The organism is Zavarzinia marina (assembly GCF_021568905.1).
GTDB lineage: Bacteria > Pseudomonadota > Alphaproteobacteria > Zavarziniales > Zavarziniaceae > Zavarzinia > Zavarzinia marina.
Genome location: NZ_JAKGSB010000002.1, coordinates 93362 through 118245, shown reverse-complemented (window position 1 = coordinate 118245; position 24884 = coordinate 93362). Strand labels below are relative to the sequence as shown.

The window sequence follows — 24884 nt, the reverse complement described above, 5'->3', positions numbered from 1 at the left end:
GCTAGTGCCGACGGTGATCAGGTCCGGGGGGGCCAGCGCCGCATTCAGTATGTCAGTTCGATTGGGTTTCGAAGCCGGCCTGGGCCGGATGGTTTCCCATGTCGAGGGGGGAATTCAATGTCTGTATTCAAGCGTTCAATGCTGACCGCCGCGGTCTCCTTGCCGGTGCTGATGCTCGGCGCGGGCCTGCTGGCCGGCCAGGCGTCGGCGCAGGCCATCATCGACAATGGTACGGTCGCGCTCGGCGTCAATGCCGAAGGCAATCTGGTGACCGGCGGTGTCGGTCTCACCTTCCTGCCGTCACCTCTCGGCGCGCAGGATGCCCTGACGCCCGGCTGTGCCTGCGAAGGCTGGGGCGTGGCGGATTTCACCACTGCCGGCTCGGGCGCCGAATTCTTCGGCAAGGCGGGGGAGAGCTTCGGCGACGCCAACCTGAGCGGCGCCACTCTGACCGTCTCGGGCACCGGCACCGATCCGCGCTCGACCGGCGACAGTGCCGTCTCCCGTGTCGACGTCAGCGTCGCGGGCAGCCCGCTCGGCCTTCAGGTCACCCATGACTATCATCCCAGCGTCGATGCCCGGCTCTATGCCGTCGACGTGGCGATCGAGAACACGGGTACGGCCGACATCGGCGACCTGCGCTATCGCCGCGCCATGGACTGGGATATCCCGCCCACCGAATTCTCCGAATTCGTCACCATCCAGGGCCTGCCGGCCACCGACATCGTCGCGACCAGCGACAACGGCTTCGCCGACGGCAGCCCGCTGGTGGCGACCGGCAACATCACGGCACCGCAGGATTCGAATTTCGTCGATGACGGCCCGGCCGATCACGGCGCCACCTTCGATTTCAGCTTCGGCAATCTGGCCGTTGGCGACACCAAGGAATTCACCATCTTCTACGGTGCCGCCGCCAACGAGGCCGAGGCGCTCGAGGCGCTGCGGGCCGTCGGGGCGGAAGTCTTCTCGCTCGGTCAGGCGACCGGCGCCGGGGGCAATGCGGCCGACGATCAGAACACCTTCATCTTCGCCTTCGCCGGCGTCGGTGGCTCGGCGCTCGGCGGCACCCAGACCGACATCTATCCGCTCTATGTCGACATGCCGCTGCTCGTCACCAACGAGCACTTCCGCAACATCGGCCTGCGCATGACCGGCCGCATCGGCGGCGGCGAGACCTCCACCCTGTCGACGGTCGCATCCATGATGGACGGCGCGCCCTACGCGATGGGGGCGGCGTCGGGCGATACGATGGCCAGCAACATGTTCGGCGTCTCGGGCCTGCGCGCCTTCCTGACCGGCTCGGTCAGCAGCAGCAAGCTCAGCACCAGCGGCGGAGCCCTCGGCCAGGACATCACCGGCTTTGCCATCACCGCCGGCATCGACTACGAACTCGTGTCCGGGGGCGACGTGGTGAACAATGCCATCGTCGGCATCGGTCTCGGCTGGTCGGGCTATTCGTCGGATGCCCACGACGGCGGATCCAACGCGGACGGCAATGGCGTCACCCTGCTCGCCTATGGCGGCGCCACTCTCCTGGACAATCTGACGGTGGACGCCACCATCGGCTATTCCTGGCTGGCCAACGAGAGCGATCGCGTGGCGGGCGCCAACCGGTTCTCGGCCGACATCGACTCGTCGGATTTCGGCGCCCTGCTTCGCACCGGCTATCGCTTCGACATGCCGTCGGACGTCGAGGGGGCGACTCTCGCCTTCGTACCCTATGTCGAGTTGCGCTACCACGCCTCGTCGGTCGACGGCTTCTCGGAGACGGGTGGCGTCGGGGCGCGCACGGTGTCGGGTTTCTCGTCCGACTCCCTGACCACGGAGGTCGGTCTCGGCGCGGAAATGGGCGTGCCGTCCTATATCCTCGCCGATACGGTTCTGCTCCGGGCCTCGGCCGGCTGGGTCCACGAATATCTGGACGACGCGCTGACCGTGAACCAGCAGGTCATCGCGACGGGCACCACGCTCGCCACGCGGAACGCCAATCCGGACCGCAATTATGCCCGGCTGGGCGGCGGTCTCAGCTTCCCCGTGACCTATGATTTCGCCATGGGCCTCGACTACGAGGGCATCTTCGGCAACGAGGACTATACCAACCACCTCGTCACCTTCCGGACCCGCGTCGCCTTCTAGGGCGGGGCCTTCGAACGGAAACGGCCGCCCGGAGCGATCCGGGCGGCCGTTGCCTTTGCGGCGATCGGATCAGACCGCCTTGCTGCCCAGCAGATGGGCGGTCAGATTGGCGTCCGGGATCTGGTGCACGCGCTCGAACAGGCGGGTATAGGTCGCCTTCCGGATCAGCCATTTGCCGTCGAGTTTCACGTATTTGTCGACGTAGAAGGAACTGCCCTCGACCACCGTGTTCTGGAAGGCGATGCTCAGGGTCCAGTCGATCAGGGTCCAATGGCCGTCGGCGGTGTCGTCGTCATGGATGTCGATGATCGGGTGATGGACCGTGTGGCTGGAGACGAGTTCCGGGCTGAAGGCTTCCTTGATCGCCTGCATCACATTGTCCCGCCCCTCGTATTTGAAGCGGTAGATGCCGCCCTGATAGTCGACCTCGGCATCCGGCGTCAGCAGGCTTTCGAGAAGTTCGAGATCGCAGGTGTCGATGGCGCGGCAATATTTGTATTTGAGCTGCTTGATCAGCTCCATGTCCTCGAGGCGCAGGGCCATGGCTCTCTCCTTCCCTGGGGATCAGGCGGGCATGTATTCGCCGCCGTTGACGTCGAGCATGGCGCCCGAGATCTGCACGGCGTAATCGGACAGCAGCATCAGGGCGGCGCGGCCGCATTCGTCGTCGGGCGGGATCCTGCCCAGCGCGATGCGCGCGGTCGCCTCCGCCACGGCGTCCTCCTTGGTCTTGCCGGTCGACATGGCGCGCCATTCGAAGAACATGTCGGTGGCGGGCCCGCCCAGCCAGCCCATGACCGTCATGTTGACGCGAATGCCCTCGGGCCCGAGTTCGAGCGCGAGCTGGCGGGTCAGGGCGGCCAGCGCCCCCTTGGCCAGCACGTAGCCGCCTTCGCCCGCCATGGGCTTCCGGTCGGCCATGGTGCCGATGTTGACCACGGCGCCCTTGCCCTTGGCCTGCATGGTCGGGCGCACGGCGCGCACCATGTTCAGAGCACCGCCGACGATGACGTCGAAGGCCTGGCGCAGGTCGTCGGCGTCATTGTCGAGCAGCGGCACCATGGGCGGGTGGTAGTAGGCGGAATTGATCAGCCCGTCGATGGTGCCGTAGGTGTCGATCGCGGTCTTGGCCACGCGCTCGCAATCCTCGGGCTTGGCGACGTCGCCGAGCGCGGCGGTGACGGTGCCGCCCGCCGCCTCGATCTCGGTCACCACGTCCTTCATGATGAAGTCGGAACGCGACATCATCACCACCCTGGCGCCGGCGGCGGCGGCGTCGCGCGCCATCTTGGCGCCCATGCCGGGGCCGATGCCGGTGACGATCACCACCTTGTCCTGCAGCAGCATTGTAACCTCCCCCTGCTCAGTTCTTCAGAAAGGCGTCGATGTAGAAGGCGAAATCCGTCTCCAGCGCCTCGGCCGTCAGGCCGAATTCCGCCGCCGAATAGTGATGGGCGGGATGGCGGTCGCGGGCGTTCTGTTCCAGCCAGTCGCGCATGGCCGCCTCTTCCGGCGCGCCGAAGCGAAGGCCGAGGGCGGCATAGACGCGCTTCGCCTCGCCCACGGGGTCGCGCTGCACGTCCTCGTAGCGGGCGTCGATGAAACGGTCCGGATATTGTTCGCGGAGCGCCACGACTTCGCCGAGCGAGCGCCTGAAGCGCCTGACCCAGAAGGGGCCGATCGCCTCCGGTACCAGGGCGTCCGTATTGGGCCGGGTCAGCGCCGCCGCCATGGAGGCATAGGAGGGCACGGTCTGCACCGGGGTCCGATGGGTCATCACCACCTTGACCTCGGGAAACACGGCGAAGAGCGCCGGCAGGGCGGTCAGGTGATGGGGCGACTTCAGCAGCCAGTCCTTGCCCCGGCGCGCGGGCGCCTGCCATTGCAGGATCTTCAGCCAGTCCTTCAATTCGCGGTAGGCCGGGGTCTGGTCGAAGTCGAGCAGGAAGGCGTCGTAGCTCGGCACCTTCAGCATGGTGGCGTAACCGGTCGAGATGAAGGAACGGTCGAGCAGCAGCACGTCCTCCTCGTAACCGACGGGGTCTATCGGATGGATCGCCGCGATCTCGGGCATGGTCGCCAGATAGATCTGGGTCATCTGTTCCGCCGCCTCGATCCGCGGACTCGGGCCGTCGCCGCTCTCGCCCGGGAAGGGCAGGGGATTCAGCAGTTCCCACGAGAAGGTCGAGGTCAGTTCCTCGGAACAGGCGAGCAGGCGGTGCAGCATGGTGCTGCCGGTGCGCGGCAGGCCGACGATCTCGGCCCGGACCGTCACCACCTCGTCGGCGATTTCGGGATGGTCCTTGAAGAGCTGGATCTTGCGCAGGCGTTCGCCCAGATATTTGCTGATGTTGCCGCTCTGGATGAAGCCGCCCATCTCCGAGAGATCGCCTTCCGCGTTCAGGGAGGCGACCAGGCGGTTCAGCGGCTCGAGGAACCAGGGATCGCCGAAATCCTCGAGACCCGACTCGTTCCGGGCCTGGGCCATCAGGGCGTCGACCGAAAGGGGTTCGGCCATCGGTGTTTCCTCCTCGGATCGCTTATTCTTCAGATCTTCACGACGCGGCAGCGCGGCAGCGGGTGGTCCTTCGCGCCCAGCCAGCGCAGCAGGGCAGTGCCCCGGTCGTGGCCGGCGGTGTCGATCCAGCAGCCGAAGCCGGGGTCGCGCGGCGCGATCACCAGGGTCAGCGTGCCGTCGGAGTTCAGGTCGGCGGTATGCTTGTTCACCCAGATGCGGTGGTGGCGGTAGTCCAGGCTCTCCATCCACCAGTTGTTGAGCTGGAAGTTCCAATAGGGGCAGTCCGGAACCTCGGTCTCGATCACCCAGGCCTCGTCCGGGCCGATGTGCCAATAGCCGTGCAGATAGAAGATGTCGGGATCGCCGCCCGCCTTCTGGAACATCGCCTGTCCCCAGTCGGGCAGTTCGTTCGGGCGGGACATGAAGAGTTCCGTCCACTGCGCGAAGATGAAGGCGGTGCCCATCACCCCCATGCCGGCCTTCTGCAGGGCGTCGTTCAGATGCGCGGCAGGCAGCGGCGGCGGCGTCTCGGGGCCGCCGATGCATGCGATCGAATATTCGCCCGGCACCTCCGTCTCGCGGTCGAGATAGGATTGGCGGACGACCAGCAGGGTGCTGTCCTCGGCCAGCGGCAGCCAGTTGCCGGGCTTCGGCGTCGCGCTGGCGACGATCTCGAAACGGCCGTCCGGGCCGATCGCCAGATCCTTGTCGTTCAACTCCCCGGTCGAGGCCATGGTGCCGTCGATCGCATAGCGGTTCGCCTTGGAGCCGATGGAGAAATAGGAAATGGTGCCGCGCCGTCCCGTGATCCGATAGTCGCGGTCGCCCGCGACCGTCGCCGCCAGATAGACGTTGTCCGGATTGTCGGCGCCGATCTTCACCGTCTCATGGGCGAGGCGGCGCAGCGCCGGGAAATCCGGATCGGCATATTCGACGGCGGATTCCAGAAAGGCGCGGGTGAGGCGGGAGATGTAGCGGATGCCCTCCGCCCGGTCGAGCACGGTGCCCGGCGCCGTCTCGCGCAGGATGACATTGCCGGCATTGGCGATGGTCCGGCAGAAATCCTGCCAGGCTTCACCGCTCAGGATGCGGTCCTCGACCCCTTCCGTCATGTTTCCTCCTCTGCCTCTCGGCTTCTGCGTCCGGGTCTGGCGAAAATGGAAAATTTCTGTTTTCCTTGGCGGCAGTCTTCGTCGGGGGGATCTTCCCGTCAAGGGGAATCTGTGGCGTAGCGGAGGACGAGGGTGGCGAGACGTGACGAGGCGGATGTGCGGGAGGCGATCCTGAACGCGGCGCGGGCCGAATTCATGACCGAGGGCTTCGCCGCCGCCTCGGTCGGCCATATCGCCCGCTCGGCCGGGGTCTCGACCAAGACCATCTATCGCTTCTACGAGACCAAGACGGACATATTGGCCGACGTCATTTCGAGCTTCATGGCGCTGATGCTGCCCGGGCTCGATACCTATGTCGTCGCGCGGGCGGAGGATCTGGCGCCGGAACTGGTCCGGCTTCTAACCGAACTGGCGGGCTACGGCCTGTCGGCGCCGGGCCTCGCCGCCAATCGCCTGGCGACGACCGAGATGATGCGCGTGCCGGAGATGGTGACGGCCTATTACCGCGAGGGGCACGAGAAGATCATCGCCGCCGTCGGGCGCTGGCTGGCCCGGCAGTGCGAGGCGGGCTGGCTGCGCCTGGACGATCCCCGGCGGGCGGCGGCCATGCTGCTGTCGATGGTGTTCGCCGACCTGACGCGCTACGCCATGCTCTCCGGCGAACCGCCCACGGACGCCGAGATCGCGGCCTGGATCGGCGCCGGCGTCGAGATCTTCCTGAAGGGCGCGGTGCCCCGCTAGGCTTCGATCAATCCTCGATCGAGGGCGAGAGGGCGGGATCCCAGGGCGCGTCCTCGAGCTCGAGGTAGCGGATCATCACCGTCGCCAGTTCGGCGGCGAGATCGTCGTCGGAAATGCCCATCACCTGCTGGTCCGCGAGCGACCGGCTGATCAGGGTCGACAGGATGATCTCGACCGCCAGGTGAATGGGGCCGTGGGGATCGCCCCGGTCCGCGACTTCCGGATGCTGGCGGGCGACCTCGATCAGCCGCGCCTTCAGATGGTCGCGCATGTCGGTGAAATAGGTCCAGGCGCCCATGTCCCGCAACGCCGCCCGCACCACTTCCCGCAGCAGGACGGCATTGGCGCTGGCGAGGCGCACCATGACCACCAGCATGCGCCGGACGACCAGGGCGAAGGGCTGGCCCTCGAACCGTTCCGGCACCAGCATGGTGTCCAGCATCGTCCAGGCCCGTTCGGCGAAACGCTGGGCGAGCGCCTCGAGCAGCGCGTCCTTGTCGGCGAAGCGCTGGTAGAAGGCGCCGGTGGAACAGCCCGCGCGCTCGGCGATGTCGACCACGCGCATGCGGTCGAAGCCGACCTCGATCATCATGGCGTGACCGACTTCCAGCAGCTTCTCGAGCTTGTTGCGGCTGCGCGCCTGCGCCGCGGGCTTCAGCACCACGCCCAGGCGGCGCCGGCCGGCGCGGGCCGCCTGCAGGCCCTTCGGGGTGCCGGGGGCCGGCGCCTCCGCCTGCGGCGCGTCGCCGTCCACGCCCTTCGCGGCGTCGTGTCGTCCCGCTTCGCGCCGCTGGGTGGCGTCCGAAGTCTCCGTCAAGGCCCTGTCCTCAATCATTCCGGCAAAGGATATTTGGGTTCGTCTTTGGCGGCAATAGCGGCCGCCCGACGCGGGCTTGCGATAACGGCACATTTCGGCAAGCGTAGGCGGCACGCCGGGCCGACACCCGGATCCGGGGCGCGACGCGGCCCGGCAAGGAGAAAATGTGAGGAGGGGATGCGCATGGAGAGAAGCCGGGAATGAAGAGGGATAAAGGCATGAAGCGGGGACGGGCGTGACGGGCGCGGCCGGCGGCGACGGGACGGCGGAGATCATGCCGGAACTCCAGCGCCTGCGCGACAGTATCGACAATATCGATGCCGCCCTCATCCACATGCTGGCGGAACGGTTCCGCTGTACCCAGGCTGTCGGGGCGCTGAAGGCCGAGCACGGCCTGCCACCGGCCGATCCCGAGCGCGAGGCGCGACAGATCCGGCGCCTGCGCTCGCGGGCGGAACAGGCGCGCCTCGACCCCGAATTCGCCGAGAAATTCCTGAACTTCATCGTCGGCGAAGTGATCCGCCACCACCGCGCCATCGCCGACGCCGCGACCGACTGACGGCCCGCCGACGGCCACCGAGTCGAATGGGCAACAGGTGGCGGCAATCGCATTCGCGCGCGGGGCGATCGCTGGCGCCTCGGTCAAGGGTTTGCCATTTTTCCCACCTAGCTTCGGCTGGACTGATTCGGCGAACCATCGCGACGGATGACATGATGACCGGGCATTGCGCAGGGATTTCCGTGAAGACGGCCAAAGACGTGAAGGCCGCCGGGGACGTGAGGGCGAGGCGCAGGGGCGGCGTGCTCCGCGCCGTGCTGCTCGGCCTCGGGCTCGTGCTGTCGTCGCTCGCCGCGCTCCCGGCCGGCGCGGAGGAATTCACCCTCAATAGAGGCACCCGCGAGGCGATGCCGATCGCCGTGCCGCGCTTCGCCGGCGGCGACCTCGGTGCCCAGGTCTCGGCGGTGGTTTCCGCCGATCTCGAACGTTCCGGCCTGTTTCGTCCGATTTCCGCGGGCGTCTATCCCCAGACCCCCGAACAGATTCAGGGCCAGCCGGCGCTGACGGCATGGCGCGGCGCCGGTGCCGATGCCCTGGTCGCCGGGCGGGTCGTGCCTCAGGGCAACAAGGTGGTGTTCGAATTCCGGCTCTGGGATACCCAGGCCGAGCAGCAGATGACGGGCACGGCCTTCACCGCCGATTCGGCGAACTGGCGCCGGGTCGCCCACATCATCGCCGACACCATCTACAAGCGGCTGACGGGCGAGGACGGCTATTTCGACACCCGCATCGTCTATGTCTCGGAATCGGGCCCGAAGAACCGGCGCATCAAGCGTCTCGCGATCATGGACCAGGACGGCGCCAACAACCGCTTCCTGACCTCGGGCAAGGATCTGGTGATGACGCCGCGCTTCTCCCCGCGCGATCAGACCATCACCTATATGTCCTATTTCAACGACAAGCCGCGGGTCTATCTGTTCAACATCGACACCGGGCAGCAGGAAGTCCTGGGCGATTTCCCGGGCATGACCTTCGCGCCGCGCTTCTCGCCCGACGGCAACAAGGTCGTCATGTCCATGGCCAAGGACGGCAATACGGACATCTATACGGTCGACCTGCGCACCCGCCGGATCACCCGTCTGACGTCGGGCCCCGCCATCGACACCTCGCCCTCCTATTCGCCGGACGGCAGCCAGATCGTCTACAATTCGGATCAGAGCGGCGGCCAGCAGCTCTACGTCATGAGCGCGTCGGGTGGCGGCGGCAAGCGGATCTCCTTCGGCGACGGGCGCTATGCGACGCCGGTCTGGTCGCCCCGCGGCGATCTGATCGCCTTCACCAAGATTTCGCGCGGGCGCTTCTCCATCGGCGTGATGCGCCCCGACGGCACCGGCGAACGCATCCTGTCCGAGAGTTTCCTCGACGAGGGCCCGACCTGGGCGCCCAACGGCCGCGTCATCTCCTTCTTCCGCCAGTCGCCCGGCGCCGCGGGCACGGTGAAGCTCTATACGGTGGACGTGACGGGTTTCAACCTGCGTCTGCTGCCCACGCCCCAGGACGGTTCCGATCCGGCCTGGTCTCCCCTCAATCCCTGAGAGCGATTCACCACTTCACACGCACTCGCGTAATCGTCGCATCATGGCATTCATGCGTCTTGTAAATATGGCACAGTGTTGCAACGCCGCACTAGTCGGCCTCGCGGTACGGTGATAACCATATGACCGCGCCTTTCCGCGCCCAGGGGGCAGTGGATTTCGCAGATGCGGGATGCTAGGGTGCCCGTCGAGCGAGATCCTCTTGGCATCCCGGCGCGCATCGACAGCGCGGCACCCTCAGGAGTTCAACTGCTATGCGCTTCACTCATCCCGGCTTCAAGATCGCCAGCCTTGTCGCCGCCCTGTTCATCGTTTCGGCCTGCAAGTCGTCCGAAGCGCCCACCGACACCGGCAGCACCGGCGGCGGCGCGGTGACCAGCTCCATCGTCCCGGGCTCGCAGGAAGATCTCGCGGTCACCGCCGGTGACAGCGTCTTCTTCGACTACGACCAGTACAACCTGCGCCCCGAAGGCCAGGCCACCCTGCAGTCCCAGGCCGCCTGGCTCGCCAAGTATCCGTCGGTGACCCTGACGATCGAAGGCCATTGCGACGAACGCGGTACCCGCGAGTACAACCTGGCGCTCGGCGAACGCCGCGCCAATTCGGCCCGCGCCTATCTGATCTCCCTGGGCGTCGACCCGAGCCGCCTGCAGGTCATCTCCTACGGCAAGGACCGTCCCTTCGCGGTCGGTTCGGATGAGACCTCCTGGGCCCAGAACCGCCGCGGCTTCAGCCGCGTCAACTGATCCGGCGCCGCGCCGCGGCTCCCGTTTCGGATGATCGAGACCCGCTCCGGCCCAGCCGGAGCGGGTTTCTTCTTGGCGCGACGGACGGGGCCGCCCGTCCGTCGCGCCAGTGTCATTCTTTCGCCCAGGTCGTCCTTCATCTAGAGTTCCGACACTACCGGTGCCGCCGGCATGGTCGATTCGAGGATCCGAACAATGCGTCGTCTGACCCGCCCCCTGTCCTGCCCGCTCGTCGCCGCGGCCGTCGGCCTTGCCGCCGCCGGGGCGGGTATCGGCGCGGCCTGGGCGCAGGGCGGCACCAATCTGGGCGCGTTGAGCCAGCGCCTGGAGGACGTTTCGGCGCAGGCCACCGAATTGCGCCTGGTACAGGGATCGCTGCCGGCCTCCGCCACCGCGCAGTTCGACCTGCGGCTCTCGGCGCTGGAGGATGAAATCCGCCGCCTGACCGGTCTCGTCGAAGAAGCCCAGAATGCGGCCGACCGCAACCAGGCCGCCATGCGCAGCTTTCAGGACGACGTGGATTTCCGCCTGAACCGGCTGGAACAGGCGACCGGGGTTCTGGCCGGCGGTGCAGGTGCGGCGCCCGGCACCGAGACGGCCGGCATGGTTTCGCCCGGGGCTCCTGCGCCTGGAACGGCTTCGCCCGCGCCCGCGCCGACCCCTTCGCCGGGCCCCTCCGCCGCGCCGGCGCCGACGGGAACGCCCAGCACGTCGAATTCCTCGCCCCAGGCGCTCGCCGCCTATGACGCCGCTCTCGGCCTCTTGCGCAAGGGCGAATATCTGCAGGCGGAAGCCAGTCTCAAATCCTTCCTGGCGAGCTTCGGCAGCGATCGTCTGGCGGCCAACGCGCAATATTGGCTGGGCGAGACCTATTATGCCCGGGGCGATTTCCGCACGGCGGCCCAGACCTTCCTGACCGGCGTGAAGACCTATCCCGAAAGCGCCAAGGCGCCGGATACCTTCCTGAAGCTCGGCATCAGCCTCGTCCAGATGGGCGAGAAGGATCGCGGCTGCCAGGTTCTGGGCGAATTGCCGAGCCGCTATCCCGACGCCTCCGCCACCATCAAGAGCCGTGCCGAACGCGGGCTCCGGGATGGCAACTGCGGCTGACGACGTCGTCCTGGCGCGCGGCCGGGCGGCGCTCGACGCGCTCGATCCCGGGCAGGCGCTCGCGCTTGCGGTCTCCGGCGGGGCCGACAGCCTCGCCCTGCTGCTCGTGGCCGAAGCCTGGGCGCGCGGTGCCGGAAGCCGGCTCCATGTCCTGACCGTCGATCATGGCCTTCGCCCCGAAGCGGCGGCGGAGGCGGCGGCGGTCGCCGATCTGGCGCGGGCGCGCGGTCATGGCGCCACCGTGCTGCGCCCGGCCCGGCCCTTGCCCCGGCGCGGGCTTGAAGCGGCGGCGCGCGCGGAACGCTATGCCCTGATGAGCGAATGGTGCCGGGCCCGGGGCGTGCCGGCGCTGGCGACCGGCCACAGCCGCGACGATCAGGCGGAAACCCTGCTGTTGCGCCTCCAGCGCGGTAGCGGCCTCGATGGGCTCGCCGCCATGGCGCCTTCGGTGCCGCGCGACGGCATCCGCCTGCTGCGGCCGCTGCTCGCCATCGGGCGGGCGGACCTGGCGGCACTGACGCGCGCGGCGGGGCTCCACCCGGTGGACGATCCCATGAACCACGATCCGCGCTTCGCCCGGGTCGCCGTGCGCCGGGCGATCGCCGACCTCGGTCTGGACGCTGCCGGTCTCGCGGCGACGGCGGCCCGCCTCGGGCGCGACCGCGATGCCATCGCCGCCGTGGTCGACCGTATCGCGCGCCGCGCCTTCCGCCTGTCGCCCTGGGGCGTCGCCCGGATCGACACCCGGGCCTTCGCGGACGAGCCGGCGGCCCTGGTCGAACGTGCCCTCGGCCGGTTGATCCGGGCCGTCGGCGGCCACGACCATCCGCCTCGGCGCGACCGTCTCGACCGGCTGGCGGCACTGCTGTCTGCCGCGCCCGCGGCCGGTTTTCCGGGCGCGACCCTCGGCGGCTGCCGCTTCCTCGCCGGCGGGGCGGAGATCACGGCGCTCCGCGAGGCCCGCGACCTCGGGCCCGACCTCGTGCTGTTGCCGGGCGCCAGCGGCGTCTGGGACCGCCGTTTCCGGGTGACGGCGGGGGCGCGGGCCGTGACCATCGCGGCGCTTGGCGCGCGGAAGCCCGAAGGTCTGCGCGCCTGCCCGGCGGCGGAACGGCGAGTCCTGCCGGCGGTATTCGCGGATGGTGACCTGATCGCGGTGCCGGCGCTCGATTTCGGGACTCCCCTGGGCGTCCAACTGCGCTATTGTTTAGAAAATATGTTATGAACCCGCGCCCGTCAGGAGTTGTTTACCGGCCTGGAGGCATTACTTATGACAGGCGTAGGAATCGCCGCGGTTGCCGTGGCATACCGGCATGGGCCGGTTGGAAAGGTTATGCCCCGTGAATCTGCCTGGCCGTAATCTCGCTCTGTGGGTCGTCATTGCGCTGCTGCTGTTCGCGCTCTTCAACGCCTTCCAGAGCCCGTCTGGCCGCAAGGCCGGCGACACCATCTCCTATTCCGAGTTCGTCTCCAAGGTCGAGGCGGGCCGCGTCACCCAGGTGACCATCCAGGGCGACACCGTCTATGGCCGGACGTCGGACGGCCGCGATTTCGCGACCATCGCGCCGAACGATCCGCAGATGGTGCAGCGCCTTCTGGACAAGGGCGTCGACGTCGCCTCCAAGGCGGAGGACAAGGGTGGCCCCACCCTGCTGGACGTGCTGATCTCCTGGTTCCCGATGCTGCTGCTGATCGGCGTCTGGATCTTCTTCATGCGCCAGATGCAATCGGGCGGCGGCAAGGCCATGGGCTTCGGCAAGTCCAAGGCCCGGCTTCTGACCGAACGCCACGGCCGCGTCACCTTCGACGACGTCGCCGGCATCGACGAAGCCAAGGAAGAGCTGGAAGAAATCGTCGACTTCCTGAAGGATCCGCAGAAATTCCAGCGTCTCGGCGGCCGTATTCCCAAGGGTGCCCTGCTGGTCGGCCCGCCGGGCACCGGTAAGACCCTGCTGGCGCGCGCCATCGCGGGCGAGGCCAATGTGCCCTTCTTCACCATCTCGGGCTCCGACTTCGTCGAGATGTTCGTCGGCGTCGGCGCCTCCCGCGTCCGCGACATGTTCGAACAGGCGAAGAAGAATGCGCCCTGCATCATCTTCATCGACGAGATCGACGCGGTCGGCCGCCATCGCGGCGCCGGCCTCGGCGGCGGCAACGACGAGCGCGAGCAGACCCTGAACCAGCTTCTGGTCGAGATGGACGGTTTCGAGGCGAACGAGGGCGTGATCCTGGTCGCCGCCACCAACCGCCCCGACGTGCTCGACCCCGCGCTGCTGCGTCCCGGCCGCTTCGACCGTCAGGTCGTGGTGCCGAACCCGGACATCATGGGCCGCGAGAAGATCCTGAAGGTCCATATGCGCAAGGTGCCCGTGGGCGCCGACGTCGATGCCCGCGTGATCGCGCGCGGCACGCCCGGCTTCTCCGGCGCCGATCTCGCCAATCTGGTGAACGAGGCGGCGCTTCTCGCCGCGCGGAAGGGCCGGCGCATCGTCTCCATGGCCGAGTTCGAGGCGGCGAAGGACAAGGTCCTGATGGGCGCCGAGCGCCGCTCCATGGTCATGTCCGACGAAGAGAAGCGCCTGACCGCCTATCACGAGGGCGGCCATGCCATCGTCGGCCTGAACGTGCCGTCGGCCGATCCGATCCACAAGGCGACGATCATCCCGCGCGGCCGGGCCCTCGGCATGGTCATGCAGCTGCCGGAATCGGACAAGCTGTCGCTGACCCGCGAATTCATGATCTCGCGTCTCGCCATCGCCATGGCCGGCCGCGTCGCCGAGGAACTGGTGTTCGGCTATGACAAGGTGACCTCCGGCGCCTCCAGCGACATCGCCGCCGCGACCCAGCTCGCGCGCAACATGGTCACGCGCTGGGGCCTGTCGGACGAATTGGGCGCCGTCGCCTACGGCGACAATCAGGAGGAAGTCTTCCTCGGCCACTCCGTCTCGCGCACCCAGAACGTGTCCGAGGCGACGGCCCAGAAGATCGACGCCGAGGTGAAGAAGCTGGTCGACAACGCGCTGGCCACCGCGCGCCGCATCCTGACCGAGAAGCGCGACGATCTGGAAATCCTGGCCAAGGGTCTTCTCGAATACGAGACCCTGTCGGGCGACGAGATCCGCGCCCTGCTGCGCGGCGAGCAGATCTACCGCGAGACCACCTCGAACGAGCCGCCGCCGGACATGGGCACGGGATCCGCCGTGCCGCCGACCGGCAAACCGGCGGACGACCGGGGCGGCCCCGGCATCCGCCCGGAACCGGCGCCGGGCGCCTGATGACACACCCCTCTCCGGAGGGACGAGACTTGCGCCCCGGCCTCGGCCGGGGCGGTTTCTTTTGGGGCCTGCTCTCCGTGCCGGTTTTTTTCCTCTCACCCCGGCCCTCTCCCCACAAGCGGGGTGAGGGGGAACGCCCATGACCCCTCAGATCTCCCCCGCCGGGCTGCTGCGCGGTGAAGACGCGCGGCGGATGGTGGCGGCCGGACTCGCCCTGCCGCTCGGCGCCGCGCTCGCCCACGGCCATCACGAGGAAGCGGTACGGGGACCGGACGGGACCGTCGCCCGCCGCCTTCTGCCCCTCGATGCGGCGCCGGCCTATCCGGATCCCGGGCCGCCCCGGATCATGGGCATCGTCAACACCACCCCCGACAGTTTCTCGGACGGCGGCCGTTTCCTCGGCCGGGCCGGCATAGAACAGGCCGAACGGCTGGTCGCGGCGGGAGCCCATATCCTCGACATCGGCGGCGAATCCACGCGCCCCGGCGCGGCCGAGGTTTCGATCGCGGAAGAGATAGACCGGGTCTGCCCGGTGATCGCGGGGGCGAAGGCGCTGGGCGTGCCGATATCCGTCGATACCCGCAAGGCGGCGGTGATGAAGGCGGCCCTGGCGGCCGGCGCGACCATCGTGAACGACGTCTCCGCCCTTGGCCATGATCCCGAGGCGGCGCCTTTCCTCGCCACGGCCGACTGTCCGGTGGTGCTGATGCACGCGCGGGGCACGCCCGCGACCATGCAGCAGGCGCCCCGTTACGACGACCTTCGCTTCGAGGTGGTGGCGGAACTGGCGGCGGCCTGCGCCCGGGCGGTGGCGGCAGGGATCGCGCGCCATCGCCTGATCGTCGACCCCGGCATCGGCTTCGCCAAGACCGTGGCGCATAATGCAGCCCTGGTGGACGGCCTTCATGCGCTCCACGCGCTGCGTCTGCCGATCCTGCTCGGCGTGTCGCGGAAGAGTTTCATCGGGCGTATCGCCGGAAACAGGGGCGGGGGCGATATGCCGGCCGATGCGCGTCTGCCCGGTTCGCTCGCTGTCGCCCTCATGGGGCTCGACCGGGGGGCGGCGATCCTCCGCGTCCACGATGTGGCGGAAACCGTGCAGGCGGTGAAATTATGGGCCGCCTTGGCTATAAGTGATGTCTGAATCGCCTGAGCGCGCAAACGAGAGCACCCCCGAGAGCATCACATGACCGCACGCAAACTGTTCGGCACCGACGGTATTCGCGGCACCGCCAACATGGACCCCATGACCCCCGAACTGGCGTTGGCCGTCGGGCTCGCCGCCGGCCGCCTGTTCCGGGGCGAGGGGCCGCGCCCCCGGGTCGTCATCGGCAAGGACACCCGCCTGTCGGGCTATATGATCGAGGCGGCGCTGCAGGCCGGCTTCGTCGCCGTCGGCATCGACGTCATGCTGGTCGGGCCGATGCCGACGCCGGCGGTCGCCATGCTCACCCGCTCGCTCCGGGCCGATCTGGGCGTCATGATCTCCGCCTCCCACAATCCCTATCAGGACAATGGCATCAAGCTGTTCGGGCCCGACGGCTACAAGCTCTCGGACGAGGTCGAGCGCGAGATCGAGGCCATGATCGAGGCGGGCGGTATCGAGAAGGCGGAACCCAAGGCCCTCGGCCGGGCCCAGCGCCTCGAGGAGCCGGCCGGGCGCTACATCGAATTCGCCAAGGCGACCTTCCCGCGCGGCATGAAGCTGGACGGGCTCAAGGTCGTCGTCGACTGCGCCCATGGCGCCGCCTACAAGGTCGCGCCCACGGTGCTGTGGGAATTGGGCGCGGAAGTGATCGCCATCGGCGTCGCGCCCGACGGCTTCAACATCAACCGCGAATGCGGCTCGACCCACGTCAAGGCGCTGCGCCAGGCCGTGCTCGCCCATGACGCCCATATCGGCATCGCGCTGGATGGCGACGCCGACCGCCTGATCCTGGTGGACGAGACCGGTCAGGTGGTCGACGGCGACCAGCTCATGGCCGTGGTGGCCGAACATTTCCAGCGCACGGAACGGCTGCGCGGCGGCGGCATCGTCGCCACCGTGATGTCCAACCTCGGCCTCGAGCGGCACCTGGCGCGTCTCGGCCTTTCGATGGCGCGGACGGCTGTGGGCGACCGCTATGTGGTCGAGCGCATGCGCGACCAGGGTTTCAACGTCGGCGGGGAACAGTCGGGTCACATCATCCTGTCCGATTTCGCCACCACCGGCGACGGGCTGATCGCCGCCCTCCAGGTCCTCGCCATGGTGGTGGAGGCGGGGCGCCCGGCATCCGAAGTCTGCCGCCGTTTCCAGCCCTTGCCCCAGGTCCTGCGCAATGTCCGCTTCGCCGCCAACGGTCATCACCCGCTGGAGGACGGCGGCGTGAAGGCGACGATCGCGGCGGTCGAGGCGCGTCTCGCCCAATCGGGCCGCCTGCTGATCCGGAAATCGGGAACCGAACCGGTGATCCGCGTGATGGCGGAGGGGGAGGACCCCAATCTGGTCGAAGGCTCGGTCGCCGAAGTGGTTCAGGCCCTGGAACGCGTGGCATCATGAACGAGCGGAAAATGGGCCGCGTCCTCATCGTCGCCGGTTCGGATTCGGGCGGCGGCGCCGGCATTCAGGCCGACATCAAGACGGTGACGGCGCTCGGCGCCTATGCCATGACCGCGATCACCGCGCTCACCATTCAGGATACGCTGGGTGTGCACGGCATCGTCGACGTGCCGCCGCGGGCGGTGACGGAACAGATGGCGGTCTGCCTCGATGATATCGGTGCCGACTGCGTGAAGACCGGCATGCTGCATTCGCCCGAAGTGGTGGATGCGGTGCTGGCCGGTCTGGCCCGGCCCAGCGCGCCGCGCGATCTGGTGGTCGATCCGGTGATGGTGGCGAAGGGCGGCGCCAGCCTGACCACCGACGCGACGGTGGCGGCGCTGCGCGAACGCCTGGTGCCGCGCGCGCGTGTGATCACGCCCAATCTGCCCGAAGCCTCGGTCCTCCTCGGCCGTCCGGTCGAGACGGTGGCCCAGATGGATGCGGCCGCCTTCGATCTGCTGGCCCTCGGGCCCGGCGCCGTCCTGCTGAAGGGCGGCCATCTGGCGGGCGATCTGGTGCGCGACGTGCTGGTCTCGGCCGAAGGTCTCGTCCATTTCGACGATCCCCGCATCGCGACCCGCAGCACCCATGGCACCGGCTGCACGCTTGCCTCCGCCATCGCCGCCGGCCTCGCCCAGGGGCTCGATCTGGTGACGGCGGTGCGCCGCGCCCGCGCCTATGTCCGCAAGGCCCTCGCGACCGCCCCCGGTCTCGGCCAGGGCCACGGCCCGCTCAACCACGGCCATACGGTGCGGCCGTTTTCCTGATATCGCGTCATGCCGGCGAAGGCCGGCATCTCGTCGGGAGGGCTCCGTCTCGCGTCAGGCGTGGCGGGCGTGGGCGAAGGAGAGCTCGCCGGTACGGGCGACGCGGGGCGCGGCCGGGCGGCGGGCGATGTGGCCGAGAATCTCGGACACCGCGATCAGGGCACCGGTCAGCGCGATCATGGCCACGGGGCCCTGCCACAGGCCGAGCGCCGCGCCGAGCACGGCCCAGCCCAGACGGGCGGCCGGATTGGCGAAGAGGGCGGCATCGGCGCGAATGGCGAAGAGGCGCAGGAAGGTCATGGACTTAACCTCGTACTCGTTACATGCCCTTAAGGTAGGGCGTGAGCGCGAGGCGGCAATATTCATTTTGTCGCATCGCACAATCGTTTTTTGCAATGCGGCAGAAATGGAACACCCCCGCCGGTCGGGCGGGGGTGTCGCGGGTCCGGCGGCGGCGCCGTAAGGGACGGCCGGAGCCCTCAGAAATCGAGGGCCTGGGCCTGCTTGACCTGCGGGATGGCGCGGACCTTCTCGACCACGTCGGCCGGGATGGCGCCGTCCACCGCGACGAGGCAGATCGCTTCTTCACCGGCGACCGCGCGGCCCAGGTTGAAGGTGGCGATATTGATGCCGGCATCGCCCAGGATGGTGCCCAGCGCGCCGATGAAGCCCGGCTTGTCGTGGTTGGTGACATAGAGCATGTGCGGCGTCACCTCCGCCTCGACCGAGATGCCCTTGATCGAGACGATGCGCGGATGGCTGTCGGCGAAGAGCGTGCCGCAGACCGAACGGGTCTTGCCGTCCATCTCGACCGTGATGCGCATCAGGGTCTGATAGTCGCCGGCCGCTTCCAGCTTGGTGTCGGCGACGGCGATGTTGCGCTCCTTTGCGATCACGGGCGCATTGACCATGTTCACCGAGGGCATGATCGGGCCGAGCAGGCCCTGCAGCGCGATGGCGGTCAGGGGCCGGGTGTTCAGCTTCGCGGCGTTGCCTTCGTATTCGATCGTCACCTTGCGGATGCCGACCTCGGCCGAGAGCTTGCCGGCCAGCGAGCCGAGTTGGGCCGCCAGCTTCATGTAGGGACGCAGGCGCGGCGCCTCCTCGGCCGTGACGGAGGGCATGTTCAGGGCGTTGGAAACGGCGCCGTCGACCAGATAGGCCGACATCTGCTCCGCGACCTGAAGCGCCACATTCTCCTGCGCCTCGGTCGTGGAAGCGCCGAGGTGCGGGGTGCAGACCACGTTCTCGTTGCCGAAGAGGATGTTCTCCTTGGCCGGCTCGACCGCGAAGACGTCGAGCGCGGCGCGCGCCACCTTGCCCGAATTCAGGGCGGCGAGGAGGTCTTCCTCGACGATCAGGCCGCCGCGCGCGCAATTGATGATGCGCACACCGTCCTTCATCTTCGCGATCGAGTCCGCGTTGATGATGTTGCGGGTGCCGTCGGTCAGCGGCGTGTGCAGGGTGATGAAGTCGGCGCGGGCGAACAGCTCGTCCAGCTCCACCTTGGTCACGCCCATCTCGAGGGCGCGTTCCGGGGTCAGGAACGGGTCATAGGCGACGACCTGCATCTTCAGCCCCTGGGCGCGGTCGGCGACGATGGAGCCGATGTTGCCGGCGCCGATCAGGCCGAGGGTCTTGGCGTAGAGCTCCACGCCCATGAAGCGGTTCTTTTCCCACTTGCCGGCCTGGGTGGAGGCATTGGCGGCGGGAATGTCGCGGGCGACGGCGAACATCATGGCGATCGCATGTTCCGCCGTGGTGATCGAATTGCCGAAGGGCGTGTTCATGACGACGACGCCGCGCGCCGTGGCGGCCGGGATGTCGACGTTGTCGACGCCGATGCCGGCGCGGCCGACCACCTTCAGCTTGGTCGCGGCGGCCAGCACCTCGGCCGTCACCTTGGTGTTGGAGCGGATGGCGAGGCCGTCGTAGTCGGCGATGATGGCGAGAAGCTCGTCCTTCGAAAGGCCGGTCTTGATGTCCACCTCGACCCCGCGATCGCGGAAGATCTGGGCGGCGGCGGGGCTCAGCTTGTCGGAAATGAGGACCTTGGGCATGGGGGCACCTTGAGGTAGCTCGTCATCCCGGCGAAAGCCGGGATCTGGTTGGGAGAAGAGTGTGGAAGCGGATGAGGGCCCCGGCCTTCGCCGGGGCGACGCTGTATGTGTGGGAAGTGATCAGGCGGCGGCCTTGGCCGCGGCCTTCACTTCGCCGTAGGCCCAGTCGAGCCAGGGCATGAGGGCTTCGAGGTCGGACGCCTCGACCGTCGCGCCGGCCCAGATGCGCAGGCCCGGCGGGGCATCGCGATAGGCGCCGATGTCGAGGGCCACGCCCTCCTTGTCGAGAAGGGCGGCCAGTTTCTTCGGCACGTCGGCCTTGGCGGCGTCGTCGAGCCCGGCGAACCAGGGATCGACCACCTTCAGGCAGACCGAGGTGCAGGAGCGGATCGCCTTGTCCTCGACCAGGAAGCCGGCCCAGTCGGATTTTTCGACGAAAGCCTCGATGACCGAGAGGTTCTTCTCGGACCGCGCGATCAGCCCGTCCAGCCCGCCGACCGAATCGGCCCAGGCCAGCGCATCGAGATAATCCTCGACGCAGAGCATGGAGGGGGTGTTGATCGTCTCGCCCTTGAAGATGCCGTCGATCAGCTTGCCGCCCTTGGTCATGCGGAAGATCTTGGGCAGGGGCCAGGCCGGGGTATAGCTCTCCAGCCGCTCGACGGCGCGGGGCGACAGGATCAGCATGCCGTGGGCCGCTTCGCCGCCCAGCACCTTCTGCCAGGAGAAGGTGGTGACGTCGAGCTTCGGCCAGGGCAGGTCCATCGCGAAGGCGGCCGAGGTCGCGTCGCAGATGGTGATGCCTTCACGGTCGTCGGCGATCCAGTCGCCGTTCGGGGCGCGGGCGCCGGAGGTGGTGCCGTTCCAGGTGAAGACCACGTCGCGGGTCTTGTCGACCTGGGTGAGGTCGGGGATGAAGCCGTAATCGGCTTCGAGCTTGCGCACGTCCGCTAGCTTCAGCTGCTTGACGACGTCGGTGACCCAGCCCGAACCGAAGCTTTCCCAGGCGATCATGTCGACGCCGCGGGCGCCGAGCATGGACCACATGGCCATCTCCACCGCGCCGGTGTCGGACGCGGGGACGATGCCGATCTTGTAGTCGGCCGGAACCTTCAGGATGCGGGCGGTATCCTCGATCGCCTTCAGGAGCTTCGCCTTCGCGGGCTTGGCGCGGTGCGAGCGGCCGGTCAGGGCATTGTCGAGGGCGGCGGTGGTCCAGCCGGGGCGCTTGGCGCAGGGGCCCGAGGAAAACAGGGCGCAGGCCGGACGAATAGCAGGCTTTGTCATGTTTGACTTATCCTTCCAGATAAGCAGCGTCCCGGTGGGGGGACGTGACCCGCCGGCGACATTATCCATCCGCTTTCCCAAGTCAATCTGCGAAAATCGCGGGACAGCCATTTTCGCTTGTACCCCCGGATGGCAGGCATGAAGATGAAGGAAGCGTGACGATCAGGGGGCAGAAGCGCATGGATCAGGGGGTGATCGCCTGGTTGCCGAACAATGGTCCCGCCAAGGAAGATGGGCCCACCAAGGACAGGGGCAAGGACAGGGGGGGCGCCGCTTCCCAACCGCCCCGCCGGATCTTCTTCGATCGCCGCGAACTCGATCTCATCCTCCGCCTCTACGGCCGCATGGTGGCGGCCGGCGAATGGCGCGACTATGCGATGGCCGACGGGGCGGAGGCGGCGATCTTCGCCGTTCACCGCCGGACGTCCGAACAGCCGCTCTACCGGATCGAGAAGCGGCCGGCGCTGGCGCGCAAGCAAGGCGCCTTCGCCGTGCTCGGCGCGGACGGTCGGGTCTTGAAGCGCGGCCACGAGTTGGCCAATGTATTGTCGGTGCTCGAAAGAAAGCTCTTGAAGCTCGTCGAGGCCGACTGAAATTTCCAGGGGAGAGGGCGCGATGGGCGTCTATGAGCGGCACGTCGTGCCGCATATCATCAATTTTGCCTGCGGCATGAAGCCGATCCGCTACCAACGCGGCAAGGTGGTCCCGCAGGCCGAGGGTGTGGTGCTGGAAATCGGCATCGGCACGGGGCTCAACCTGCCGTTCTACGACGCGAAGAAGGTGACGAAGCTGATCGGCCTCGATCCTTCGGTGAAGTCGTGGAAGATCGCCGGCAAGCGGGCGGAGGGGCTGGGCTTTCCGGTCGAATTCATCGGCCTGCCCGGCGAACGCATCCCGCTCGACGATCATGCGGTCGACACGGTGGTGGTGACCTACAGCCTGTGCACCATTCCCGATCCGGTGATGGCGCTCGAAGGCATGCGCCGCGTGCTGAAGCCGGGCGGCAAGCTGCTGTTCTGCGAGCACGGCGAGGCGCCGGACCACGGCGTGAAGAAATGGCAGGGCCGCATCAATCCGATGTGGAAGCCGATGTTCGGCGGCTGCAACCTGCACCGGCGGATTCCCGACCTGCTGCAGGCGGCCGGCTTCACCGTCGAGAAGCTGGAATCCATGTATCTGCCCGGTACGCCGCGCATCGCCGGCTATAACTACTGGGGCGTCGCGACGGCCTGACGCGGCGGGAGCGGGGTCAGAGGTCGCGGTAGAGCTGCACGCGGGTGGCGCGCAGGCCCGGCAGGCCATGGCTTTCGATCGCCCGCTGCCAGGACAGGAATTCCTCGACCGAGAGGGAATAGCGCGCGCAGGCTTCCTCCAGCGTGATCAGGCCGCCGCGCACGGCCGCCACGACCATGGCCTTGCGGCGGATCACCCAGCGCTTGGTATCCGGCGGCGGCAGGTCCTCGAGGCGCAGACCACGGCCGTCGGGCCCGATCAGGCCATCCGCCAGTTCGTGTATGGGGCTGCGCTGGTTCACTCTCTCTCCTGCCACCGGATTGGGGTCGGAGGGACTGTAGCGCCCCGAGGGTTAACAGCCCCTAAAACCAATCCGGTCGCCCCCGTGCGGCCCGTCAGCCCCCGGTTGCGCGGGGTTCAGGCCCCGCCGTAGATGCCGGTGACGGCGTCGAGCGCGACGTTGCCGTTGCCGGTGATCAGTGTGACCTCGCCGTCCGCGTTCTCGACTCCGGTCACGGTCGAGATCGTGCCGACGTCGGTGCTCACGGCCTTGCCGTCCTTGTCGAGCGCCGTGACGCGGAGCGTGTAGCGCCCGGCGGCGACCGTGTCGCCATTGGCGTCGCTGCCGTCCCAGGTGTATTCGGTCGGTCCCTCGCCGCTGGCGCCGGTCACATTGGCGATCACCTTGCCGCTCGAATCCAGGATCGAGAGCACGGTGCCGACCGCCGTGTCGTCGGTGCCATAGGTCCAGGTCACCGGCGTCTCGCCGTCGAAACCGGCGGTCGGCGTATCCACCGTCACCTCCTTGCCGATATAGGCAACGGCATTGGTCACCGTCGCGCCTTGCAGGGTCGAGAGCATGGTTTCCAGCGTCTTGTTGGTGTTGATCGACTGCTCGACCTGGGTGAACTGCACCAGCTGGGCGGTGAATTCGTTGGAATCCATCGGATCCAGCGGGTCCTGGTTCTGCAACTGCGTGGTCAGCAGGGTGAGGAACGTGTCGAAATTCTTGGCCAGCGAGGTCGAGGCGGCGGCGGTGGCGCTGGCCGTGGTGCCGGAGGTGGCGGAAACGGAGGTCATGGTCTCTTCCTCGGGTCGTCAGACGGCGATGTCGATGGCGCGGCTGCGGGTGAAGGCGGGGCGGGCGGCGGCGGCTTCGGTCGCGGCGAAGGCGGCGGCGCCCCGGCCCCGGCCCTGGCCGCGACGGCCGCCGTCGCGCTGGCCTGCGCCACCGTCGCCGCCGGCGAAGTTGCGGGCGCCCTGTTCGTCGCCGCGAAGCGAAAAGGTCAGATTGGAGGCATCGGCATTCACGCCCTGGCCGGCCAACGCGCGGGCCAGATCGCCCCGGTCACGCTGCAGCATGGCCAGCGTCTCCGGCCGGTCGGCATAGACATGGGCGGCGACGCGGCCGTCCTCCCCGAACTCGAGGCGGACGTCGACCCGGCCCAGATCGTCCGGCGTCAGGCTGATCTCGAAGACGTCCATGCCGTCGGCGGCATGGCGCGCGATGGCGAGGCCCAGCGCCTCCGGCTCGAGCGGCACGGGCGGCGGCGGTGCCGCCTGCGCCGGCGCCACCACCACCGGGCCTTCCGCCAGGCGTGTCGTCGTTTGAGCCGCGCTCACGCCGGCATCGGCGCGCGGGGCATCGGCGCCGGCGGCGAGGTCGGGACCATCCGCGCCGGGTGCGGGGGAGCCGTCGTCGGTGGTACCGTCGCCGGCAGCATCTTCGGCCAGTGCCTCGGGCGGCGTGGCGGCACTTTCGGCGGCGCCGCGCGCGGCGGCCTTGCCCGCCGCCTCGAGGGCGTCTTCGGCTTCGACGGGAGCGATGTCCGAGGTTTCGTCCGCCGCATCGGGTTGCGGGGGCGCGGCCCGGGCCGGCGCCGCGAGGCCGGCCATCAGTGCCGCCATGGAAATCGCGGGATCGGCCGGGCGCTGTTCCGCGCTTTCGGCATTCGCCGCGTCGGCTGGCGCGTCCCCGGCGGTTTGATCCGGGCGCCCGGCGTCGGCCGTTTCGCCGGCTTCGGGCGCGCGGGCCGCGTCGACGGTCCCGGCGCTTTCGGTCGCTTGCGGGGGCGTTTCGGGTGACGTGTCGTCCTGCGCCGCTTCCCCTGTCGGGGCGGCTTCCGCGTCAGCCCGGGGTCCTTCGCCCGCCATGGCGCGGTCCAGCGTCGCCGCGAAATCCGTCTCTTCCGCGCCGGCCGGGGTGTTGCGGGCAGGCGCGGGGGTGGCGGCGGGCGAGGCGGGGATGAGAAGGCTGGCGGCGTCCATGGGCGAAGTCCGATATTGGTCGCGTCTCTCGTCGCAAGGATCGGGCCAAGGACGGAAGCCCCGGTTTCCGGCGCTTTCCGGGGGGCGGGGCGGCTGCAACCCGGCAATTCCTTCCCGTCGCTTGTCCCTTCTTGCCGGG

24 protein-coding genes are annotated in these 24884 nt (G+C 68.3%); 13 read left to right on the top strand and 11 right to left on the bottom strand.

What is annotated here, in order from left to right; genetic code table 11:
- The first annotated feature begins 117 nt into the window (after positions 1-117).
- Positions 118-2136: an autotransporter family protein gene (locus tag L2U69_RS06350; protein WP_236105949.1), complete on the top strand. Its 2019-nt coding sequence runs from the start codon at positions 118-120 to the stop codon at positions 2134-2136.
- 69 nt (positions 2137-2205) lie between these two features.
- Here L2U69_RS06350 and L2U69_RS06345 read toward each other — a convergent pair whose 3' ends face one another.
- From L2U69_RS06345 to L2U69_RS06330, 4 genes are read right to left on the bottom strand one after another with little or no spacing between them, the layout of a single operon-like run.
- On the bottom strand, positions 2206-2679 hold the full coding sequence (locus L2U69_RS06345; protein WP_236105948.1) for a nuclear transport factor 2 family protein: 474 nt from the start codon (positions 2677-2679) through the stop codon (positions 2206-2208).
- 21 nt (positions 2680-2700) lie between these two features.
- Positions 2701-3483, bottom strand: coding sequence for an SDR family oxidoreductase (locus L2U69_RS06340; RefSeq protein WP_236105947.1), 783 nt, complete (start codon positions 3481-3483; stop codon positions 2701-2703).
- 16 nt (positions 3484-3499) lie between these two features.
- A complete protein-coding gene (locus tag L2U69_RS06335; protein WP_236105946.1) occupies positions 3500-4654 on the bottom strand; it encodes a sulfotransferase family protein in 1155 nt (384 codons plus the stop codon).
- A 29-nt stretch (positions 4655-4683) separates the two neighbouring features.
- On the bottom strand, positions 4684-5766 hold the full coding sequence (locus L2U69_RS06330; protein WP_236105945.1) for a DUF1214 domain-containing protein: 1083 nt from the start codon (positions 5764-5766) through the stop codon (positions 4684-4686).
- A gap of 132 nt (positions 5767-5898) precedes the next feature.
- Here L2U69_RS06330 and L2U69_RS06325 point away from each other — a divergent pair, with 132 nt between their 5' ends.
- A complete protein-coding gene (locus L2U69_RS06325) occupies positions 5899-6507 on the top strand; it encodes a TetR/AcrR family transcriptional regulator (RefSeq protein ID WP_236105944.1) in 609 nt (202 codons plus the stop codon).
- Between the two features lie 7 nt (positions 6508-6514).
- On the opposite strand, the gene L2U69_RS06320 is transcribed toward L2U69_RS06325, so the two are convergent.
- Positions 6515-7324, bottom strand: a complete 810-nt coding sequence (locus L2U69_RS06320; RefSeq protein ID WP_236105943.1) for a TetR/AcrR family transcriptional regulator — start codon at positions 7322-7324, stop codon at positions 6515-6517.
- A gap of 235 nt (positions 7325-7559) precedes the next feature.
- Between L2U69_RS06320 and L2U69_RS06315 the strand changes: the two genes are divergently transcribed.
- The 9 genes from L2U69_RS06315 to thiD all read left to right on the top strand — a co-directional run bounded on the left by L2U69_RS06315 (position 7560) and on the right by thiD (position 17897).
- The gene (locus L2U69_RS06315; protein WP_456243234.1) at positions 7560-7883 is read left to right on the top strand and encodes a chorismate mutase; all 324 of its coding nucleotides are present in this window, start codon (positions 7560-7562) and stop codon (positions 7881-7883) included.
- A 218-nt stretch (positions 7884-8101) separates the two neighbouring features.
- Complete coding sequence (tolB, locus tag L2U69_RS06310; RefSeq protein ID WP_408065807.1) at positions 8102-9418, top strand: Tol-Pal system beta propeller repeat protein TolB; 1317 nt, start codon at positions 8102-8104, stop codon at positions 9416-9418.
- Between the two features lie 254 nt (positions 9419-9672).
- Positions 9673-10164 (top strand): peptidoglycan-associated lipoprotein Pal, encoded by a 492-nt coding sequence (pal, locus tag L2U69_RS06305; RefSeq protein ID WP_236105942.1) that lies wholly within the window; start codon positions 9673-9675, stop codon positions 10162-10164.
- Positions 10165-10359: 195 nt separating this feature from the next.
- The gene (gene ybgF, locus L2U69_RS06300; RefSeq protein ID WP_236105941.1) at positions 10360-11274 is read left to right on the top strand and encodes a tol-pal system protein YbgF; all 915 of its coding nucleotides are present in this window, start codon (positions 10360-10362) and stop codon (positions 11272-11274) included.
- Complete coding sequence (gene tilS, locus L2U69_RS06295) at positions 11258-12499, top strand: tRNA lysidine(34) synthetase TilS (protein ID WP_236105940.1); 1242 nt, start codon at positions 11258-11260, stop codon at positions 12497-12499. The genes ybgF and tilS overlap by 17 nt, the downstream gene beginning before the upstream one ends.
- Positions 12500-12614: 115 nt before the next feature.
- Complete coding sequence (gene ftsH / locus L2U69_RS06290; RefSeq protein WP_329605371.1) at positions 12615-14549, top strand: ATP-dependent zinc metalloprotease FtsH; 1935 nt, start codon at positions 12615-12617, stop codon at positions 14547-14549.
- Between the two features lie 139 nt (positions 14550-14688).
- A complete protein-coding gene (gene folP, locus L2U69_RS06285; RefSeq protein ID WP_236105939.1) occupies positions 14689-15693 on the top strand; it encodes a dihydropteroate synthase in 1005 nt (334 codons plus the stop codon).
- A 42-nt stretch (positions 15694-15735) separates the two neighbouring features.
- On the top strand, positions 15736-17088 hold the full coding sequence (glmM, locus tag L2U69_RS06280; protein WP_236105938.1) for a phosphoglucosamine mutase: 1353 nt from the start codon (positions 15736-15738) through the stop codon (positions 17086-17088).
- Positions 17085-17897, top strand: coding sequence for a bifunctional hydroxymethylpyrimidine kinase/phosphomethylpyrimidine kinase (thiD, locus tag L2U69_RS06275; RefSeq protein WP_236105937.1), 813 nt, complete (start codon positions 17085-17087; stop codon positions 17895-17897). The genes glmM and thiD overlap by 4 nt, the downstream gene beginning before the upstream one ends.
- Positions 17898-17951: 54 nt before the next feature.
- On the opposite strand, the gene L2U69_RS06270 is transcribed toward thiD, so the two are convergent.
- From L2U69_RS06270 to L2U69_RS06260, 3 genes are all read right to left on the bottom strand, one after another.
- The gene (locus L2U69_RS06270) at positions 17952-18197 is read right to left on the bottom strand and encodes a hypothetical protein (RefSeq protein ID WP_236105936.1); all 246 of its coding nucleotides are present in this window, start codon (positions 18195-18197) and stop codon (positions 17952-17954) included.
- 179 nt (positions 18198-18376) lie between these two features.
- Positions 18377-19957, bottom strand: a complete 1581-nt coding sequence (gene serA / locus L2U69_RS06265; RefSeq protein WP_236105935.1) for a phosphoglycerate dehydrogenase — start codon at positions 19955-19957, stop codon at positions 18377-18379.
- A 120-nt stretch (positions 19958-20077) separates the two neighbouring features.
- The gene (locus L2U69_RS06260; protein ID WP_236105934.1) at positions 20078-21244 is read right to left on the bottom strand and encodes a phosphoserine transaminase; all 1167 of its coding nucleotides are present in this window, start codon (positions 21242-21244) and stop codon (positions 20078-20080) included.
- A gap of 155 nt (positions 21245-21399) precedes the next feature.
- Between L2U69_RS06260 and L2U69_RS06255 the strand changes: the two genes are divergently transcribed.
- Both L2U69_RS06255 and L2U69_RS06250 read left to right on the top strand, forming a co-directional pair.
- A complete protein-coding gene (locus L2U69_RS06255) occupies positions 21400-21837 on the top strand; it encodes a DUF2794 domain-containing protein (protein ID WP_236105933.1) in 438 nt (145 codons plus the stop codon).
- A 22-nt stretch (positions 21838-21859) separates the two neighbouring features.
- The gene (locus tag L2U69_RS06250) at positions 21860-22477 is read left to right on the top strand and encodes a class I SAM-dependent methyltransferase (RefSeq protein WP_236105932.1); all 618 of its coding nucleotides are present in this window, start codon (positions 21860-21862) and stop codon (positions 22475-22477) included.
- Between the two features lie 16 nt (positions 22478-22493).
- On the opposite strand, the gene sciP is transcribed toward L2U69_RS06250, so the two are convergent.
- From sciP to L2U69_RS19140, 3 genes are all read right to left on the bottom strand, one after another.
- Positions 22494-22778 carry a CtrA inhibitor SciP gene (sciP, locus tag L2U69_RS06245; protein ID WP_456243233.1) on the bottom strand — a complete coding sequence of 95 codons (285 nt, stop codon included), beginning with the start codon at positions 22776-22778 and terminating at the stop codon, positions 22494-22496.
- Between the two features lie 116 nt (positions 22779-22894).
- Entirely contained in the window at positions 22895-23557 is a 663-nt protein-coding gene (locus tag L2U69_RS06240; RefSeq protein ID WP_236105931.1) for a flagellar hook assembly protein FlgD, read from the bottom strand.
- Between the two features lie 18 nt (positions 23558-23575).
- On the bottom strand, positions 23576-24745 hold the full coding sequence (locus L2U69_RS19140; protein WP_268967286.1) for a flagellar hook-length control protein FliK: 1170 nt from the start codon (positions 24743-24745) through the stop codon (positions 23576-23578).
- Positions 24746-24884: the final 139 nt, after the last annotated feature.